The sequence below is a fragment of the Pseudoxanthomonas putridarboris genome (assembly GCF_038321125.1).
In the GTDB taxonomy this organism is placed as follows: Bacteria; Pseudomonadota; Gammaproteobacteria; order Xanthomonadales; family Xanthomonadaceae; genus Pseudoxanthomonas_A; species Pseudoxanthomonas_A putridarboris.
This window is the reverse complement of record NZ_JBBWWT010000006.1, coordinates 68,147-85,924: the sequence shown is the minus strand read 5'-3', so window position 1 is coordinate 85,924 and position 17,778 is coordinate 68,147. Positions and strand designations below refer to the sequence as shown.

Sequence of the window (17,778 nt, the reverse complement as noted above, 5' to 3'; positions counted from 1 at the left end):
CCCGCGTGCGGGAGAGGGCAGGGGTGAGGGCGCGGGCCAATGCCCCCACCCTAACCCTCTCCCGCACGCGGGAGAGGGGACAGAATTACGCCTTCTCGGCGATCTTCTTGGCCTTCTCGACCGCTTCCTCGATGCCGCCCACCATGTAGAACGCCTGTTCCGGCAGGTGGTCGTACTCGCCATCGACGATCGCCTTGAAGCCGCGGATGGTGTCCTTCAGCGACACGTACTTGCCCGGCGAACCGGTGAACACTTCGGCGACGTGGAACGGCTGGCTGAAGAAGCGCTCGATCTTGCGCGCGCGCGACACGGCCTGCTTGTCCTCTTCGGACAGTTCGTCCATGCCCAGGATGGCGATGATGTCCTTCAGTTCCTTGTACTTCTGCAGCGTGGCCTGCACGCGGCGGGCGGTGTCGTAGTGCTCGTGCCCGATCACGTTCGGGTCCAGCTGGCGGCTGGTCGAGTCCAGCGGGTCCACGGCCGGGTAGATGCCCAGCGAGGCGATGTTTCGAGACAGCACGACAGTGGCGTCCAGGTGGGCGAAGGTGGTGGCCGGCGACGGGTCGGTCAGGTCGTCCGCGGGCACGTACACGGCCTGGATCGAGGTGATCGAACCAGTCTTGGTCGAGGTGATGCGCTCCTGCAGCACGCCCATTTCCTCGGCCAGCGTCGGCTGGTAGCCCACCGCCGACGGCATGCGGCCCAGCAGCGCCGACACTTCGGTGCCGGCCAGGGTGTAGCGGTAGATGTTGTCGACGAACAGCAGCACGTCCTTGCCCTTGCCGCTGGCGTCCTTCTCGTCGCGGAAGTACTCGGCCATGGTCAGGCCGGTCAACGCGACGCGCAGGCGGTTGCCCGGCGGCTCGTTCATCTGGCCGTACACCATCGCCACCTTGTCGAGGACGTTGGAGTCCTTCATCTCGTGATAGAAGTCGTTGCCCTCGCGGGTACGCTCGCCCACGCCGGCGAACACGGACAGGCCGCTGTGCGCCTTGGCGATGTTGTTGATCAGCTCCATCATGTTGACGGTCTTGCCGACGCCGGCGCCGCCGAACAGGCCGACCTTGCCGCCCTTGGCGAACGGGCACATCAGGTCGATCACCTTGATGCCGGTTTCCAGCAGGTCGTTGGCCGAGGACTGGTCCTCGTACGACGGGGCCGCGCGGTGGATTTCCCAATGGTCGGTCGCCTGCACCGGGCCGGCTTCGTCGATCGGGTTGCCCAGCACGTCCATGATGCGACCCAGCGTGCCGGCGCCGACCGGCACCGAGATCGCCTTGCCGGTGTTGACGGCCACCAGGTTGCGCTTCAGGCCGTCGGTGGAACCCAGCGCGATGGTGCGCACGATGCCGTCGCCCAGCTGCTGCTGCACTTCCAGCGTGATGGCGGTGTTGTCCACCTTCAGTGCGTCGTAAATCTTCGGCACGTCGTTGCGCGCGAATTCGACGTCGACCACTGCGCCGATGATCTGAACGATCTTGCCCTGACTCATGTTTGCTGCTCCGATTTAACTTGTTTTGTTCATGGGATTCGCGATTGGAGATTCGGGATTCGTGAGCGCGGTCCGCTGCTTTACCGAATCTCCAATCCCTAATCCCGAATCCCGGTTACACGGCGGCCGCGCCGCCGACGATTTCCGAGATCTCTTGCGTGATCGCCGCCTGGCGGGCCTTGTTGTAGACCAGTTGCAGCGTGCCGATCAGCTTGTTGGCGTTGTCGCTGGCGGCCTTCATGGCCACCATGCGCGCCGCGTGCTCGGACGCGATGTTCTCCAGCACGGCCTGGTACACCAGCGACTCGATGTAGCGCGTGATCACGTGGTCCAGCACGCTGGCGGCATCGGGTTCGTAGATGTAGTCCCAGTCGTGGTGCGCGACCTGGGTATCGGCGGCCGGCAGCGGCAGCAACTGATCGAAGGTCGCCTTCTGCGTCATCGTGTTGACGAAGCCGTTGTAGACCAGGTACACGCGGTCCAGCTTGCCCTCGGTGTAGGCGTCCAGCATCACCTTGATCACGCCGATCAGCTGGTCCAGCTTGGGGCTGTCGCCCAGGTGGGACACGCTGGCCAGCATGCCGACCTGGACGCGGCGGAAGTACACCGAGGCCTTCTGGCCGATGGTGACCACGTCGATGTCGACGCCCTTGTCGTTCCACTGGCGCACTTCGCCCAGCATCTTGCGGAACAGGTTGTTGTTCAGGCCACCGGCCAGGCCGCGGTCGGAGGAGACCACGATGAAGCCGACGCGCTTGACGTCCTTGCGCTCGACCATGAAGGGATGCTGGTAGTCGGTGTTGGCCTGGGCCAGGTGGCCGATCACCTGCTTCATCGCGCGCGCGTACGGGCGCGAGGTCTTCATCCGCTCCTGCGCCTTGCGGATCTTGGAGGCCGAGACCATCTCGAGCGCGCGCGTCACCTTGCGGGTGTTCTGCACGCTCTTGATCTTGGTTTTGATTTCTCTTCCGCCTGCCATGTGTCGCTCGCTGTGCTCGCTCGGGATTCGGGATTGGAGATTCGGGATTCGGAAGAGCGGGTTTCGCTTCTGCGAATCCCCAATCCCGAATCCCTGATCCCGGCTCTTACCAGGTACCCGTCTGCTTGAACTCGCTGATGCCCTGCTTGAAGGCGCCTTCGATGTCGTCGTTCCAGTTGCCGGTCTTGTTGATGGTGTCGACCAGTTCGCCCTGGGTGTTGGTGAAGTGCGCGTGCAGCGCTTCCTCGAACGCCAGGATCTTGTTGACCGGCACGTCGTCGATGTAGCCCTCGTTGACGGCGTAGATCGACAGCGCCTGCAGCGCGATCGGCATCGGCGCGTACTGCTTCTGCTTCATCAGCTCGGTGACGCGCTGGCCGCGCTCCAGCTGCTTGCGGGTGGCTTCGTCCAGGTCCGAGGCGAACTGCGCGAACGCCGCCAGCTCGCGGTACTGGGCCAGCGCGATGCGGATGCCGCCGGACAGCTTCTTGATGATCTTGGTCTGGGCGGCGCCGCCGACGCGCGACACCGAGATGCCGGCGTTCACGGCCGGGCGGATGCCGGCGTTGAACAGGTCGGTTTCCAGGAAGATCTGGCCGTCGGTGATCGAGATGACGTTGGTCGGCACGAACGCGGACACGTCGCCGGCCTGCGTCTCGATGATCGGCAGCGCGGTCAGCGAACCGGTCTTGCCCTTCACCTCGCCGTTGGTGAACTTCTCCACGTACTCCTCGGACACGCGCGCGGCGCGCTCCAGCAGGCGGGAGTGCAGGTAGAACACGTCGCCCGGATAGGCTTCGCGGCCCGGCGGACGCTTCAGCAGCAGCGAGATCTGGCGGTAGGCCACGGCCTGCTTGGACAGGTCGTCGTAGACGATCAGCGCGTCTTCGCCGCGGTCCAGGAAGTACTCGCCCATGGTGCAGCCGGAGTAGGCGCTGATGTACTGCATCGCGGCCGACTCGGACGCGGTGGCGGCCACCACGATGGTGTGGGCCAGGGCGCCGTTCTCTTCCAGCTTGCGCACGACGTTGGCGACGGACGAGGCCTTCTGGCCGATCGCCACGTACACGCACTTAATGCCGGTGCCCTTCTGGTTGATGATGGCGTCGATGGCCATCGCGGTCTTGCCGGTCTGGCGGTCGCCGATGATCAGCTCGCGCTGGCCGCGGCCGATCGGGATCATGGCGTCGACCGACTTGTAGCCGGTCTGCACGGGCTGGTCGACCGACTTGCGCCAGATCACGCCCGGGGCCACGCGCTCCACCGGCGCGGTCTGCGCAGCGCCGATCGGACCTTTGCCGTCGATGGGTTCGCCCAGCGCGTTGACCACGCGGCCCAGCAGTTCGCGGCCGACCGGCACTTCCAGGATGCGGCCGGTGGTCTTGGCCACGTCGCCTTCGCGCAGGTGCTCGTAATCGCCCAGCACCACGGCGCCGACGGAGTCGCGTTCCAGGTTCAGCGCTAGCGCGTAGGTGTCGTTCGGCAGTTCGATCATTTCGCCCTGCATGACGTCGGCCAGGCCGAAGATGCGCACGATGCCGTCGGACACGCTGGTGACGGTGCCTTCGTTGCGCGACTCCGCGGCCAGCTTGACCTTCTCGATGCGGGTCTTGATCAGGTCGCTGATTTCAGAGGGGTTGAGCGTGGTAGCCATTTCAGTGGTTTCCTGTTTCGTGCGTCGCAACCTGCGGCGCCCGGATTTCTTTATATGTTTTCGGGATTGGGTACTCGAGATTCGGGATTCGAAAGGCAAGCAACCGCTTTTACGAATCCCTAATCCCTACTCCCGTATCCCTGCGTCAATGCGTCAGTGCCGACTGCAGGCGCGCCAGCTTGCCCTTGAGCGAGCCGTCGATCACCACGCTGCCGGCATCGATCACGGCGCCGCCGATCAGCGACTCGTCGATGGCCGTTTCCACGTCCACCTCGCGGCCGAAGCGCTTCTTCAGCGCCGCCTTGAGGGCGTCCAGCTCGCCGGCCGGCAGGGCCGCGGCGGAAGTCACCCTGGCCTTGACGATGTGCTCGGCTTCGGCGCGCAGCTCCTCGAACAGGCCGGCGATTTCCGGCAGCTGCGGCAGGCGGCGGGCATCGGCCAGCACGGCCAGGAAGCGGGTGAACGCCTCGCTGGCGCCTTCCGGAGCGAGCAGCGCGACGGCTTCCGCCTGCAGCAGGCGCGGGTTGGGCAGCAGCGCGGCCACGCGCGGATCGGCCGCCACGCGCGCGGCAACGCCGAGCGCCTGCGACCAGGCGGCGAGAGCGCCCTCGTCGCGCGCCGTCGCGAAGGCGGCGCGGGCATAGGGACGGGCGACGGTAAGTGCCTGGCTCATTCCAACACCTCGGCAGCGACCGGGGCACGAAGCTTCGGGGACACTTCGCGCCTTGCTGCGCAAGGTGCGCCGGCAGCGCGCATCCACAACCCCGCATCGGCGCCGTGCGCCGATGCCGCCCCTTGACTCAAGGGGCTGCTCGTCGCGGACTTGGCGTGCATGACGGTCATGTTCAGATCTCGGCGGCGAGTTCGTCGAGCAGCGCCTTGTGGGCGTTGGCGTCGATCTCGCGCTTGAGCAGCTTTTCGGCACCGCTGACAGCCAGCGACGACACCTGCTTGCGCAGGTCCTCGCGGGCACGCGTGGCGGCGGCTTCGATTTCGGCTTCGGCCAGCGCCTTCTGGCGGTTGGCTTCGGCGATGGCCTCGTTCTTGGCCGCATCGACGATCTGGTTGGCGCGGGCGTGCGCCTGGTCGATGATTTCGTTGGCCTTGACGCGGGCTTCCTTCAGCGCCTCGTTGACCTTTTCCTGCGCCTGCGCCAGGTCCTTCTGGCTGCGGTCGGCAGCGGCCAGGCCTTCGGCGATTTTCTGCTGGCGCTCTTCGATGGCGCTCAGCAGCGGCGGCCAGATCTTGGTCGCGATGATCCAGATCAGACCGGCAAACGCCAGCGCCTGGGCAATAAGAGTCAGACCAATGTTCATGCGATTCGCTCTGCGTAGGGTGCCGGGGGAAGGACGCCCGCGGCGTCCTGACCTTCGTCTCCGGGAAGGGCCGCCGCGCGGCGACCCCTTCCACGAGGCTCGATCAGCCGCCCAGCTGCGCGAGGAACGGAGCGACGAACGGGCTGGCGAAGGCGAACAGCAGGCCCACGGCGACGCTGATGATGAACGCGGCGTCGATCAGGCCGGCGGTGATGAACATGCGGACCTGCAGCACCGGGATCAGTTCCGGCTGGCGGGCAGCGGACTCCAGGAACTTGCCGGCCATGATGGCCAGGCCCAGACCGGCGCCCAGCGCGGCCAGACCGATCATGATGCCGATGGCCAGAACGGTGGAAGCCTGGACTTGAGCGAGGGTGGTCAGTGCGATTTCCATGGTTTTCTCCGGAACGGATTGCTTGAAAGGTTGAACGGTTGGACGAAAGGTGAAACGGAAACGTTTAGTGGCTGTCTTCCGACAAGCTCAGGTACACGATGGACAGCATCATGAAGATGAAGGCTTGCAGCGGGATGACCAGCAGGTGGAACAGCATCCAGCCCAGGCCGAACGCCGCGCCGCCGATCATGCCGACGATGCCCGCGCCGCCCAGCACCCAGATCAGCAGGAACACGATCTCGCCGCCGAACATGTTGCCGAACAGTCGCATCGCCAGCGAAATGGGCTTGCTGAGCCATTCCACGATGTTGAGGATCAGGTTGAACGGCACCATCCACTTGCCGAACGGCGCGGTCAGGAATTCCTTGGTGAAGCCGCCCAGGCCCTTGGAACGCAGGGCGAAGAACAGCATCAGGAAGAACACGCTGATCGACATGCCCAGGGTGGCGTTGACGTCGGCGGTGGGGACCGGCTTCCAGTAATGCACGCCCAGCAGTTCGAGCGGCTTGGCGATGAAGTCCGCCGGGATCATCTTCAGCAGGTTCATCAACAGGATCCAGAAGAACAGGGTGATCGCGATGGGCGTCACCAGCTTGCTGGTCCCGTGGTAGGTGTCGCGGGCCTGCTTGTCGACGAATTCCAGCAGGATCTCGACGAACGCCTGCCACTTGCCCGGCACGCCGGCCGTGGCCTTGCGGGTGGCCAGCCAGAAGGCGAACACCATCAGCAGGCCCATCAGCACCGAGGTGACGATGGTGTCGACGTGGATCGTCCAGAAACCGCCTTCCTGCACCTGGAACGTCAGGTTCTGGAGGTGGTGCTGGATGTACCCGGTGGGTGTCAGTTCTGCCTCGCCCGCCATTTGTCCTGGACCCTGCTTGGTTATCTGTTATCGACGGCTGGCCGCGGCCAGCACCTGTGCAACCAGTCCGGTGAGCACGCCGGCCATCAGCGGCAGCGGCGGCAGTTTCCATACCCCCACGCCCAACAGCAGCACCGCGAACACCACGACCCACTTCACCATCACGCCGGCCATCAGCCGCAACATGGCGGTCCCGGCGCCGAGCACGCCGCCACCGAGGGCCAGCCGCATCGCCACAAGACCACCGGCGACCATCGCCAGCCCCCCGACTGCCGCCGCCAGCGCCTGAGGCACGCCCCGGAGCAGGAAGACCGCCGCGACCAGCAGCACGGCCATCAGTTGCCAGACGGCGGCGCGCAATACCAGCCGCCGGCCCGCAGCGACGGAATTCAGCACACGAAAGCCCTACGGAATTGGCGGGGTACAAGGCAGTTAAGCGCCTCGCCGAGCCGCAAAAGTATAGCAGGGCGCGCTTTTCAGGGACAACCGCCAAAGGTCAAAACCTCGGGATGCGCACAGCCGCGTGCGCCCGCGCCCGTCCGCCGGGACTGTAACCGTTTTCCCTGTTCATAATTTTTCCGGATTTTTTCCGGAACTTTGACGAAACCCTTCGGTCAGTACCCACAAGGCCTGCTGCACAACTTCCTCGTCCGATGCTCCGTTGCAGGCCTACCAGAAGCCCCGGCTGCTCCCGGGGCTTCTTTTTGTCCGTTTTCCGGATATCCGTTCTAGATACCCGCCCCGCCCGCCTCCAGCAGCCGGCGCAATCCGCCCAGATGCGCCTCGTAGTGCTTCCAGCGATCCAGTGCGGAACGATAGAGGGGCTGGCGGACCTGAACAGCGCTGGCGGTCGCCACCGGCGACGGGTTGCGCTGGAAGTCCAGGCAGGCGTCGTCCCAGGGCAACCCGCAAAAATCCAGCACGGCCCGCGCCTGGGCCTGCGGATCGTCGACGATGTCCTCGTACCGCACTTCCAGCACCCTGCCCGGCAACACATCGCGCCAGTGCGCCATCAGACGGTCGAACAGCAGGAAGTGGCGCCCGGTATCCAGCAGGTCGTTGGCATAGTCGAAATACGGGGTGTTCAAGGCGAACAACTGGCGGAAATTGGACAGGCACGTGTCCAGCGGATTGCGACGCAGGCAGACTAGCCGGGCGTGCGGCAACGCGCGCGCGATGTAACCCGCGTACAGGAAATTGTGCGGGAGCTTGTCGACGAAGCGCGGGGTGTGGCCGGTGCCGGGCCGGGTGCTGGCGATGTAGTCCTGGCCCAGCCGCTCCCAATCCAGTTCCGCGGCGCGCGCGATGGTGTCCGGATCGAGCAGATGGCGTGTCCGGCTGCCGGTCGCGCGCTTGAGGGCGACGCCGAAGTTCTGCAACTCGCCCGCCGAATGCACCTGGGGATGGAGGGACAGCATCCGCTCCACCAGCGTGGTGCCCGTGCGCGGCATGCCGATCACGAACAAGGGCTCCTGGCTTGCGTACCCCTCCGTTCGCGCGACGGGCGCTATCAGCTTTACCTAGTATGCAGATCCATGGAAATAGCACAAATCGATCCGCGCCATTGTCCAAGATGGCCTTTAGAAGACGCCGAGAATGTGCCTTCCACATCCACTCGCCCATTTGAGAACTTGTCGAACGGCAGCCTTCCAGAGATCCATACCCCCTCTGAATACAGGGTGGTGCGCGGATCACGCCGAGTCTGATAGATCGCGCTATGCTCGAAGTCGTGATAGTAATAACCAGTCACCGTAATAACATCCCCATCGAATGCTTCGGGTGTAGCTATAACTTCAGCAAGTTCAACCGTTTTACTTACGCCTGAAACTTTCGGACAGTCCAGGCCGGGGATAGTACGATCACCTTGAGCAGAATCCACTACCACGGCGCGTTGATCATCCCGGCATCCGGAGAGTGAAGTTCCGAGGCACATTGCAAGAATTGATGGCGTAAATTTAGTAAAATTCCGCATAGTCAATCCTCCATCTAGCAGCGCGTAGAGTTCCTGCAATCCTCAAAACCCTTGTGATCCTCGTAATTCTTTCTCGTAGGCTCATTCAGATCCTTGCCAATCTCCTTTTCAACCTTCTGTGCTCTTACTTCCTCACGACTTGGCTTATTCCCTTGCTTCTGGAGTGCACGCGCATATGCCTCATCGCCAATTCTGTCGTGCTCAGCCGCATGACTAATCTCATGACCACCGTTGACTTCAGGCGACTGGATACTCCTTCGCCCCTTTCCCCGAGTTACTGATGCAATCCTAAGCCCCTTGTGCGGATTCAAATAGATGATGTGATTGTTGCCATCGTACCAAGGGTCCACTTCACTATCGACAATTGCTGTATATAAGCGACTAGATTCATCGATTTGCTCCCATTCACCTCGAGCAATTGGAGACCACATGACTCTCCTTATATAGTCATTCGCCTCTTTGTCCGTAACCCCCCTACCAGCAATAACCTCGGTAACTCGGCCATCAGGGTCATAAAACTTATACGGATTATTTTCGGCATAGCGATACCGATGAAATTGCCTTGCCGGATTCCCGTATGCCGTGACCGGATCGACGCTAAGGAACACGCCTGATTGCGGATCATAATAGCGCTGCTGCATGTACGTCAGCCCCGTGGCCGCGTCCTGCACGTGGCCCGTGAAGCCCGGGCCGTCGGTCAATGCACGGTTGACCAGTTGCCCGTACGGCTCGTACTCGCTGGTCTCCACCAGCGCCTTGTTGGCGTCCGTCACCGCGGTCGGCGTGCCCAGTGCATCGGTGTGCTGGTACTTCACACTCGTGGTGGTGGTTCCATGCGGCGTCTCCCGGGTCGCCACCAGGCTGCCACCCAGGTACACATGCTCGAATCGCTTGGCTTGGCGGTAGTCCTGCTGGTACAGCAACTGGCCCGACTGGCTGTAATGGGAAACGATCGACGTACCCCCAGCAGCCAAGCCGTATACCCGACGGCCATGACCGTCGTACAGGTAGGACTCCTTGCCGCTCACCAAACGCAGCCGGTTGCCGTAGTCGAAGCTGTAGGTCTGCCCGTTCTTGTTGGCCAGGTTGCCCTGCGCGTCATAGCCCAGCCCCACCACCGTGGCCCCGCCCACCGTGTGCTTGATGTTGCTCAGCCGGTTATTGGTGTCGTAGGTATAGGTGTGGTCCCGCGCGTTGCTGCCCCCGGTCACCTTCACCGTGGTCAGGTTGTCCAGCACGTTGTACCCGTAGCTGGCCGTGCCGAACATGGGCGAGACCGTCTGGGTCAGCCGGTCCAGCCCGTCGTAGCTCATGCTGCGGGTCTGGCGGCCGTTGCGGTTGTCGGTGACACCGCTCACGTTGCCCACAACGTCGTAGGCATAGCTCAGGTCCAGCCGCTTGTTGGCGCTTACGCAGCCCGTACCGGCTGCCGCGCAGTCGTAACTGCGCTCGGGCAACTGCCGGGCATTCTGGACCAGGTTGTGCACGATGCCGTTGCCATAGGTGAACTGCTTCATCGCCCCGTTGGGGTAATAGCTCACCCCGGTGGCGTAGGTGCCCGCCTGGGTCGGCTGACCCAAGGCATTGGGCACATAGTTCACCACGACCCCTGACGGGTACTTCGTACTGGCCAGGTTGCCCATGGCATCGTAGGCGTAGTCGATGTTCCACGGAGCTGTGCTATTGCGCTGCATATTCTCGTGCACCAGCATCCGCCGCCGGTTGTAGGCATAGGTCGAAGTGACGGTATTCCCTCCCCCGTTAACTGCCATGATCGACGCCGGCAAGCCATCGGGGGTATACGTGTACATGGTATCGCCCAGTCCGTCAGGGAAGCTCAGCGTCTTGACCCGGTTGCGGGCGTCGTAGGTGCGCGCCACCCGGCGCGCCTGGATGGGACTGACCAGTCCGGTCGTGTGGCAGGCCGTGCCGACCGGCAGGCCGGCCGCCGACCAGGTCAGGTTGCCGGCCCCGTCGTAGCCCATCAGCGTGGCGTCGGTCTCCGGCTCCACCGTGCGGCACAATTCTTGGTTGGCGTTGTAGGTGTAGCTGCGCGTCAACGACACCGTGTTCGCGCTGTTCCGCTTCCGGATGGACAGGGGCTTGCCGAATACATCGCGCGTGATGTCGATCCCGACCCGTTCCGGCAGGTTCTGAGCCTGGTCGATCAGCACCGGGAAGTCGTAGGTGGGCTGGTCGAACATCTGGTAGCGGGTGACCGTCCGGACGCCGCGGGGATCCGTAACCCGGGTATAGGGGCCGGTGGCATCGCTCGCATAGGTGGTCAGCGTGGTCAGCGGTCCCAGTTCACTGTCCTGTGAGACCGAGGTAGTGCGGCCCAAGGCGTCGTACTCGGTCCAAATGCCCGTGCTCAGAGCATCGCTCGTGCCCGAGTATGAGGCGAAGGTCACCCGCCCTTCGTGATCGTAGGTGAAGCGCTGGAAGCGCTTGGTCCCGGCTTCATTGGCCGTGTCGTATTCCCGCGTGACGCGCGGCCGCCACAGCGCATCGAAGTAGGTGATCTTGCGGGCATTACCGGTGCTGACCGTCTGCCGCCAATGGCCGGCCGGAATGCCGTACTCGGCGGCGGCGACCGGCTCGAACACCTGGGTGGTGGTGTTCCAGGCGGTACTGTCCCCGGTGGGATAGACCACGCTGGCCACGCGCCCCATGGCGTCGTAGGTGTAGTTCGTGGCGTAGCCGTTCTCGTCGGTGATGCGGGTGATCCAGCCGCTGTCGTTGACCACCGCTGACTGCGTGGCGCCGGAGGGCGACTCGGGCGTGGCCGGATACTTGATCGTCTGCGGGATGCCGCGCTTCCAACTGCTCAATGTCGTGACGTTGTTGTTGCCGTCCCTGACGGTCGCCACGGTACCGTCGGCGTTGTAGGTCAAGGTCTGCTGTAACTTGCCAAAGGCTCTGATGGTCAGCGGCTGGGCATTGGTGCTGTAGGTCGTTTCCTCCACGGTAATGCCCTCAACGACCCGCTTGGCCACCTGCCCCAGCACCCACTTGCTGGTATTGTCGTAGTAAGTGATCGTCTCGGTGCGGGTATAGGTCTGTGCTTGCACAGTCGCAGACAAAGCCAATGCAGCAACTAGAACGACCAGTGTCGCCCACATGGTTCTCTCTTGTTGCATCATAGCTTCCCCTAGCTGCTTGCCTGAATAGGAAGGGCTTCTTCCTTCAGTGGGCCATATATTTACTTGTCAACGTCTTTATTGGACGTGAGCACTGGAACGGATGCTACTTAGCAGTCATACAAATAAATCAAGACTAGTGGATTATTTATGGCTGGATTGAGCTGTATTTTTTCACCTGCGTTGGGTTTCCATACTGATCATGAACCTCGTTCACAAAATGGAATGATGCTCCATTCTGATTGATTACCCTACTGCGCATCGGCGATAGGTATTCGTAGGCTTTCTTGCCTACGTGCTGATAATTAACAAGTCCAAAAGGAGACGGCCATGGATTTGGCTGATCAATAGGTACCCAGGATGTGATTTCCTCGCGAAACGCTGAATAGCTATTCCCGGCACAAGTGGCACCCAACAATTTCTTCTTTATCTGTCCAGTGTGCGGGCCGCGCCATGTGTTGTCTACGAAATGAACATCGATACTGCCGTCCGGGTTTGTTACATCAAATGAAACCGTATTGGCTGGACGACTGGCTCCAGGGCAGAACTGGTTGTACGAATACCTCCACTCGCTTATGGAGCCAAGATTATCGACCATCTTGGATCTAACAGAGTAGGTTGTTGGGTATACAGGCTCATAGAACTCTGATTCCACGTAATCGTATGGCTCAATTGCTGGATCAACCGTATATGCCATTGGCCAGCCTTGAACGACGTATGTGGCAACCGCTCCGGATGGAGCCTTCACAGTCCCTTGCCTCTCGAAGAACACGCCACCCGATGCATCCTGACATATCTTGATAGGATCCCAACTCGGGGCTTGCCAAATGCGCGCATCGCACATTCTGGTAAAATGACCAAGGCTGAACTGCCAGTACGTCCCGTCAGGCCTAACAACTCGCAAGAGTCCCGAACTTACCGTGCCTGGAATATGACCCGTGTAATACCTCCAGACACGCCTTGCTGCTGGGTTATCGGATGTCACAGTTATAGCACGATGATCTGTTTCTGTAGTTATAGATATGCTTCTTCCATCGCTAGAACTAATTGCTTGTAGCCTGTTGTTAGAGTAAGTGAAGGAAATCTCATTCCCGAACCTGTCCCTTATCCTGCTCGGCATCAATGCCAATTGGACACGACGGGCACCGTCCGGCCAGTACTGTGCGCTGGTATATCCTTGAGGGTACGGATAGTTCTGCGGGGAATATGGTGGCGAATATTTCTCTGAGTAAACCTTTACCATATAGTTGAACCAATATATGGTTCCTGATGGCGAGACCGCAAGAAATCCTTCACCTGGACCATTGGTTATTGATGGAAGACAAGCAACCATCCAGAGTGACGTAGTAACCATGGGGAACGTCATAGCCACCCCATCTATTGTCATGCTGGGAGAGATCGGATTCCCCCCTCTCTTAAGTAGCGGAAGCCTTTCAGTACCGAAAGTCCCCTCCGATGAAACCCCACGGATCTCGACCCCATTCCACCAGCGCCCAAGTGGGTCCTCGGGAGGCAGATCATAGTTGCTGCATCTTGCATGCGGGTTGGTTCCACTTACTTGCCATTGTGCCTCCTGAACTTGATTCGGAGGAGCAGTTATTTCTCGCGCATGCGTTACAACTCTTGGCACTTCAAGATTCCAATCACCGAAGAAGTAGCTACCGTGCCAATTCCTCTGTCGCCCTTCATTCGAGCTGAAGGTTCTTATAATAGAGATGTCCGGCCCCACTCCTTTTAACTCAAGGTCGACCTGGGTGAAACGGAGATCACCAGTAAGTGGATTGACCTCATCCCCAAACCCGTCACTTCCAAATGCCTGAACTTGATAGCCATTTGCGACGGCAGTAAGGCGATCTTCATAGGGTGACGTTTCGGTTGGCAACGATGCATTGGCGCTTGCGCAGGAAAGCATGCAAGCCAATAGCGCGAGCGAAAGCCCACGTGCTCTTTTCATGAATCTCCCATCCATTGCCTGCCCTCGAGAGTGAGCTCCGTTGCACCGCGAGTTCAAGGCACCGACTCAACAGACCTTGACCAGCCCTACTCGCACGTTAACGCCACAAATGGATTCTGTGAAGAGGATTTCCTTGGTAAATGCGTGAATCAGCATTAGCCGTTTATCGATGTCATTGGACATACTTCTCACGAGGACTGATTCACGGACGTTGCCTCAACGTCCACTGCGCAACAGTGAAACTCACGGCGTGTGCGACAGCATCAACAGCACCACATGCTTTTGCTTCACCTGCGCACTTGCACTCGGCATGTGCGCAGATGCACCAGCGTAAGGCGACCGCGTTGAATTCGAGGGCATTGCGCAACGCTAAGCGTTACGAGACCTATACGTGGCTGCTCAAAGTCGGACTCCATTCATGCAATTCACCCGCTGTCGACTCGGCGGACACCATGGTGAGGTTTCATTTTTCTGCATGGAGCACACCATGAAACCCCGCAATCCCGGCCGCTTCGGCGCGCTTTCTTTCTGTCTCGCCCTCACCCTGCCCCTCGCTCTGCCCGCGCAGGCGGCCGAAGGCGACGACCGCTTCACCCTGCGGCTGGGCGCGATGAACGTGGATGCGAGCGGCGAGCTGCGCGGTTCCACCGTGTTCGCCGGCAACGACGTGAGCTTCTCCGAGGATTTCGACTTCGGCAGCAAGGAACTGGTGCCGCGCATCGACGGCGTGTTCCGCCTCGGCCAGCGCAACCGGCTGATCTTCGACTATTTCCAGTACGACAAGTCGCGCGACGCGACGCTGAGCGAGGACTTGTCCTACGACGACGTGACCCTACCCGCGGGCAGCTTCGCCCGTGGCGAGGTGGAGTTCCGGCTGGCCAGCCTGGTCTACGACTTCGCGGTGATCGACGGCGAACGCACCAGCGTGGGCCTGCAGATCGGTGCGGAATGGGCCAAGCTCAAGGGTACCGTCCATGCCGAGGCCGGTGAGGACAGTTACCGCGACAGCACCAGCGAAACCGGCTATGCCCCGGTGGTCGGGCTGCGCTTCACCACGCGCCCCGGCGACCGCTGGCTGATCAACGTGCAGGGCCAGTACCTGGATGCCGACTGGGGCGACTTCGGCGAATACGACGGCAGCATCACGCGCGCCAACGCCCTGCTGGAGTACCGGTTCACGCCGCGGCTCGGCGCGTTCGTGGGCTATGACTGGTTCAAGCTGGACGTGGAGCGGTCCGGTTCGAACGGCCTGCTGGGGCTGGACCAGCGATTCAAGGGGCCGATCGCGGGCGTGACCCTGGCCTTCTGATAGCCATCATCAATAGATAGGCTCTATCGATTCCAATGGGTCATTCCATTGGACTATTCGATGGGTATCCCCATAATGAGATCAGTTCTCATCTGGAGCCCGTCGTGAACAAGACCCTGAGCTTCGCGATCCTGCACTTCACAGTGGCCTTCACCCTGGGCTACCTGTTCACCGGCAGCCTGCTGGTCGGCGGCATGCTGGCGCTGGTCGAGCCGGCCACGAACACTGTCGTGTTCCATTTCCACGAAAAGGTCTGGAAGCGCATCGAAGCCCGCCGCGCGGCGCGTGCGCAACCGTTGGCGGCGTGACGTCCCGCTGTAGGAGGGGCTTCAGCCCCGACAGAGGAACCTGAAAAATCAAGAGACGCGAATCAGAGCGAATAAACACGGACGAGGCGCTTGCCTTCGATCCGTTTTCTTCGCTCTGATCCGCGTCCATTGCTTTCCGATCTTCTCTGTCGGGGCTGAACCCCCTCCTACAGGGGTCACTTCTTCTTGGGGATGTACAGGTCGGTGATCGTGCCTTCGTACACCTCGGCCGCCATGCCCACCGACTCGCTGAGCGTGGGGTGCGGATGGATGGTGGCGCCGATGTCGGCCGCTTCCGCGCCCATCTCGATGGCCAACACCACTTCGGTGATCAGGTCGCCGGCGTGCACGCCGACGATGGCGCCGCCGATGATGCGGTGCGTGGCCTCGTCGAAGATCAGCTTGGTGAAGCCTTCGCCACGGCCGATGCCCACCGCGCGCGCCGAGGCGACCCACGGGAACTTGCCCACGCCGACCTTCAGGCCCTTGGCCTTGGCTTCGGTCTCGGTCACGCCGACCCATGCCACTTCCGGGTCGGTATAGGCGACCGACGGGATCACCCGCGCCACCCACTCCTTCTTCTCGCCGGCGGCCACTTCGGCGGCCAGCTTGCCTTCGTGCGTGGCCTTGTGCGCCAGCATCGGCTGTCCGACCAGGTCGCCGATGGCGAAGATGTGCGGCGCGCTGGTGCGCATCTGCGCATCCACCGGGATGAAGCCGCGCTCGGTGACGGTGACGCCCGCCTTGTCGGCATCGAGCTTGCCGCCGTTGGGCGAACGGCCCACGGCGACCAGCACGCGATCCCATGTGCCGGATTCCAGTTCGGGCTTCTGGCCTTCGGTGGCGCTTTCGAAGGACACGGTGACGCCCTTCTTCGACGCCTCCACCTTGGCTGCCTTGGTCTTCAGGTGCACGGCCACGCCCTGCTTCTTCAGGCGATCGGCCAGCGGCTTGACCAGGTCCTTGTCGGCGCCCGGCATCAGCTGGTCCATGAACTCCACCACGGTCACTTCGCTGCCCAGCGCGCGGTACACCGTCGCCATCTCCAGGCCGATGATGCCGCCGCCGACCACCAGCAGCTTCTTCGGCACTTCCTGCAGCTGCAGCGCGTCGGTGGAATCCATCACGCGCGGATCGTCCCACGGGAAGTTGGGCAGTTTCACCGCCTGCGAACCGGCGGCGATGATGCACTGCTCGAAGCGCAGCAGTTGGGTCTTGCCGTCGGCGCCGGCGATCTCCAGTTCGTTGGGCGAGACGAACTTCGCCACGCCCTGCACGGTGCGCACCTTGCGCTGCTTCGCCATGCCGGCCAGGCCCTTGGTGAACTGGCCGACCACCTTGTTCTGCTTGAAGTCGCGCAGCTTGTCGATGTCGATCTTCGGCTTGCCGAAGCTGATGCCGATCTCGTCCGAGTGCGCGGCTTCCTCGATCAGCGCCGCCGCGTGCAGCAGCGCCTTGGACGGGATGCAGCCGACGTTGAGGCAGACGCCGCCCAGGGTGTCGTAACGCTCGATCAACGCCGTATCCAGGCCCAGGTCGGCGGCGCGGAACGCGGCGGTGTAGCCGCCCGGGCCGGAACCGATCACGACGATGCGGCATTCGATGTCGGCCGGCCTGCCGGTGCCCAGCGCGGGCTTCGGCACGGAGGTCGCGGGCGCGGCCGGCGCGGCGGGCGACGCCGCCACCGGGGCGGCCTTGGCGGGAGCTGCGGCTGCCGCCGCACCCTCGGCTTCGATGATCGCCACCACGCTGCCTTCGGACAGCGTGTCGCCCAGCTTGACCTTGAGTTCCTTCACCACGCCGGCGGCCGAGGACGGCACTTCCAGCGTGGCCTTGTCCGATTCCAGCGTGACCAGGCCCTGGTCCTTCTTCACCGTGTCGCCCACGGCGACCAGGATCTCGATGACGGGCACATCGGTGTAATCGCCGATGTCGGGGACCTTGGTCTCGACGAGCCCGCCGCTGGCGGCGGGTGCCGCGGCGGCAGGCGCGGGGGCTTCGTCCCCTCTCCCGCCTGCGGGAGAGGGCTGGGGTGAGGGCGCGGGCGTCGGCTTATTACCCTCACCCGCCGCGCCCTGCGCGGCGACCCCGGATCCTGTCCGGGGCAGGCTCTCTCCCGCAGGCGGGAGAGGTGACGACGCAACCCCGGCGCCTTCGGTTTCCAGCACCGCCACCACGCTGCCCTCGGACAGCGTGTCGCCCAGCTTGACCTTGAGCTCCTTCACCACGCCGGCGGCCGAGGACGGCACTTCCAGCGTGGCCTTGTCCGATTCCAGCGTGACCAGGCCCTGGTCCTTCTTCACCGTGTCGCCCACGGCGACCAGGATTTCGATGACGGGCACATCGGTGTAATCGCCGATGTCGGGGACCTTGATTTCAATGGTGGCCATTCGGTTCT

General features: G+C 62.3%; 15 protein-coding genes. 2 read left to right on the top strand and 13 right to left on the bottom strand.

Features of this window, described 5'->3' with window-relative positions; genetic code table 11:
- Positions 1-85 precede the first annotated feature (85 nt).
- The 12 genes from atpD to AAD027_RS13555 all read right to left on the bottom strand — a co-directional run bounded on the left by atpD (position 86) and on the right by AAD027_RS13555 (position 13,691).
- Positions 86-1,492, bottom strand: a complete 1,407-nt coding sequence (gene atpD, locus AAD027_RS13610) for a F0F1 ATP synthase subunit beta (protein WP_341726565.1) — start codon at positions 1,490-1,492, stop codon at positions 86-88.
- A 115-nt stretch (positions 1,493-1,607) separates the two neighbouring features.
- On the bottom strand, positions 1,608-2,471 hold the full coding sequence (gene atpG, locus AAD027_RS13605) for a F0F1 ATP synthase subunit gamma (RefSeq protein WP_341726564.1): 864 nt from the start codon (positions 2,469-2,471) through the stop codon (positions 1,608-1,610).
- Between the two features lie 106 nt (positions 2,472-2,577).
- On the bottom strand, positions 2,578-4,125 hold the full coding sequence (gene atpA / locus AAD027_RS13600; RefSeq protein ID WP_341726563.1) for a F0F1 ATP synthase subunit alpha: 1,548 nt from the start codon (positions 4,123-4,125) through the stop codon (positions 2,578-2,580).
- Positions 4,126-4,270: 145 nt separating this feature from the next.
- The gene (locus AAD027_RS13595; RefSeq protein WP_341726562.1) at positions 4,271-4,798 is read right to left on the bottom strand and encodes a F0F1 ATP synthase subunit delta; all 528 of its coding nucleotides are present in this window, start codon (positions 4,796-4,798) and stop codon (positions 4,271-4,273) included.
- Between the two features lie 172 nt (positions 4,799-4,970).
- Positions 4,971-5,441, bottom strand: coding sequence for a F0F1 ATP synthase subunit B (locus AAD027_RS13590; RefSeq protein ID WP_341726561.1), 471 nt, complete (start codon positions 5,439-5,441; stop codon positions 4,971-4,973).
- A gap of 103 nt (positions 5,442-5,544) precedes the next feature.
- Positions 5,545-5,835, bottom strand: coding sequence for a F0F1 ATP synthase subunit C (gene atpE, locus AAD027_RS13585; protein WP_097122861.1), 291 nt, complete (start codon positions 5,833-5,835; stop codon positions 5,545-5,547).
- Between the two features lie 64 nt (positions 5,836-5,899).
- Positions 5,900-6,697, bottom strand: a complete 798-nt coding sequence (gene atpB, locus AAD027_RS13580) for a F0F1 ATP synthase subunit A (protein WP_341726560.1) — start codon at positions 6,695-6,697, stop codon at positions 5,900-5,902.
- 27 nt (positions 6,698-6,724) lie between these two features.
- Positions 6,725-7,093 carry a hypothetical protein gene (locus AAD027_RS13575; RefSeq protein ID WP_341726559.1) on the bottom strand — a complete coding sequence of 123 codons (369 nt, stop codon included), beginning with the start codon at positions 7,091-7,093 and terminating at the stop codon, positions 6,725-6,727.
- Positions 7,094-7,425: 332 nt separating this feature from the next.
- Positions 7,426-8,157: a sulfotransferase family protein gene (locus AAD027_RS13570; protein WP_341726558.1), complete on the bottom strand. Its 732-nt coding sequence runs from the start codon at positions 8,155-8,157 to the stop codon at positions 7,426-7,428.
- Positions 8,158-8,213: 56 nt separating this feature from the next.
- Positions 8,214-8,708, bottom strand: coding sequence for a hypothetical protein (locus AAD027_RS13565; protein WP_341726557.1), 495 nt, complete (start codon positions 8,706-8,708; stop codon positions 8,214-8,216).
- The gene (locus tag AAD027_RS13560) at positions 8,684-11,791 is read right to left on the bottom strand and encodes an RHS repeat-associated core domain-containing protein (protein WP_341726556.1); all 3,108 of its coding nucleotides are present in this window, start codon (positions 11,789-11,791) and stop codon (positions 8,684-8,686) included. Before AAD027_RS13560 ends, AAD027_RS13565 begins: the two co-directional genes overlap by 25 nt.
- A gap of 166 nt (positions 11,792-11,957) precedes the next feature.
- On the bottom strand, positions 11,958-13,691 hold the full coding sequence (locus tag AAD027_RS13555) for a hypothetical protein (RefSeq protein ID WP_341726555.1): 1,734 nt from the start codon (positions 13,689-13,691) through the stop codon (positions 11,958-11,960).
- A gap of 559 nt (positions 13,692-14,250) precedes the next feature.
- On the opposite strand from AAD027_RS13555, the gene AAD027_RS13550 reads away from it, so the two are divergent.
- Together AAD027_RS13550 and AAD027_RS13545 are read left to right on the top strand one after the other, a co-directional pair.
- Positions 14,251-15,072 carry a hypothetical protein gene (locus AAD027_RS13550; RefSeq protein ID WP_425605460.1) on the top strand — a complete coding sequence of 274 codons (822 nt, stop codon included), beginning with the start codon at positions 14,251-14,253 and terminating at the stop codon, positions 15,070-15,072.
- Between the two features lie 104 nt (positions 15,073-15,176).
- Positions 15,177-15,380 carry a DUF2061 domain-containing protein gene (locus AAD027_RS13545; RefSeq protein WP_341726554.1) on the top strand — a complete coding sequence of 68 codons (204 nt, stop codon included), beginning with the start codon at positions 15,177-15,179 and terminating at the stop codon, positions 15,378-15,380.
- Positions 15,381-15,556: 176 nt separating this feature from the next.
- On the opposite strand, the gene lpdA is transcribed toward AAD027_RS13545, so the two are convergent.
- Positions 15,557-17,770, bottom strand: a complete 2,214-nt coding sequence (gene lpdA / locus AAD027_RS13540; protein WP_341726553.1) for a dihydrolipoyl dehydrogenase — start codon at positions 17,768-17,770, stop codon at positions 15,557-15,559.
- Between the last annotated feature and the right edge of the window lie 8 nt (positions 17,771-17,778).

Bases quoted from the DNA above. Each gene is read 5' to 3' on its own strand.
- atpB (WP_341726560.1), bottom strand. From the start codon at position 6,697: ATGGCGGGCGAGGCAGAACTGACACCCACCGGGTACATCCAGCACCAC.
- lpdA (WP_341726553.1), bottom strand. From the start codon at position 17,770: ATGGCCACCATTGAAATCAAGGTCCCCGACATCGGCGATTACACCGAT.
- atpA (WP_341726563.1), bottom strand. From the start codon at position 4,125: ATGGCTACCACGCTCAACCCCTCTGAAATCAGCGACCTGATCAAGACC.
- AAD027_RS13595 (WP_341726562.1), bottom strand. From the start codon at position 4,798: ATGAGCCAGGCACTTACCGTCGCCCGTCCCTATGCCCGCGCCGCCTTC.
- AAD027_RS13590 (WP_341726561.1), bottom strand. From the start codon at position 5,441: ATGAACATTGGTCTGACTCTTATTGCCCAGGCGCTGGCGTTTGCCGGT.
- AAD027_RS13560 (WP_341726556.1), bottom strand. From the start codon at position 11,791: ATGTGGGCGACACTGGTCGTTCTAGTTGCTGCATTGGCTTTGTCTGCG.
- atpD (WP_341726565.1), bottom strand. From the start codon at position 1,492: ATGAGTCAGGGCAAGATCGTTCAGATCATCGGCGCAGTGGTCGACGTC.
- AAD027_RS13550 (WP_425605460.1), top strand. From the start codon at position 14,251: ATGAAACCCCGCAATCCCGGCCGCTTCGGCGCGCTTTCTTTCTGTCTC.
- atpG (WP_341726564.1), bottom strand. From the start codon at position 2,471: ATGGCAGGCGGAAGAGAAATCAAAACCAAGATCAAGAGCGTGCAGAAC.
- atpE (WP_097122861.1), bottom strand. From the start codon at position 5,835: ATGGAAATCGCACTGACCACCCTCGCTCAAGTCCAGGCTTCCACCGTT.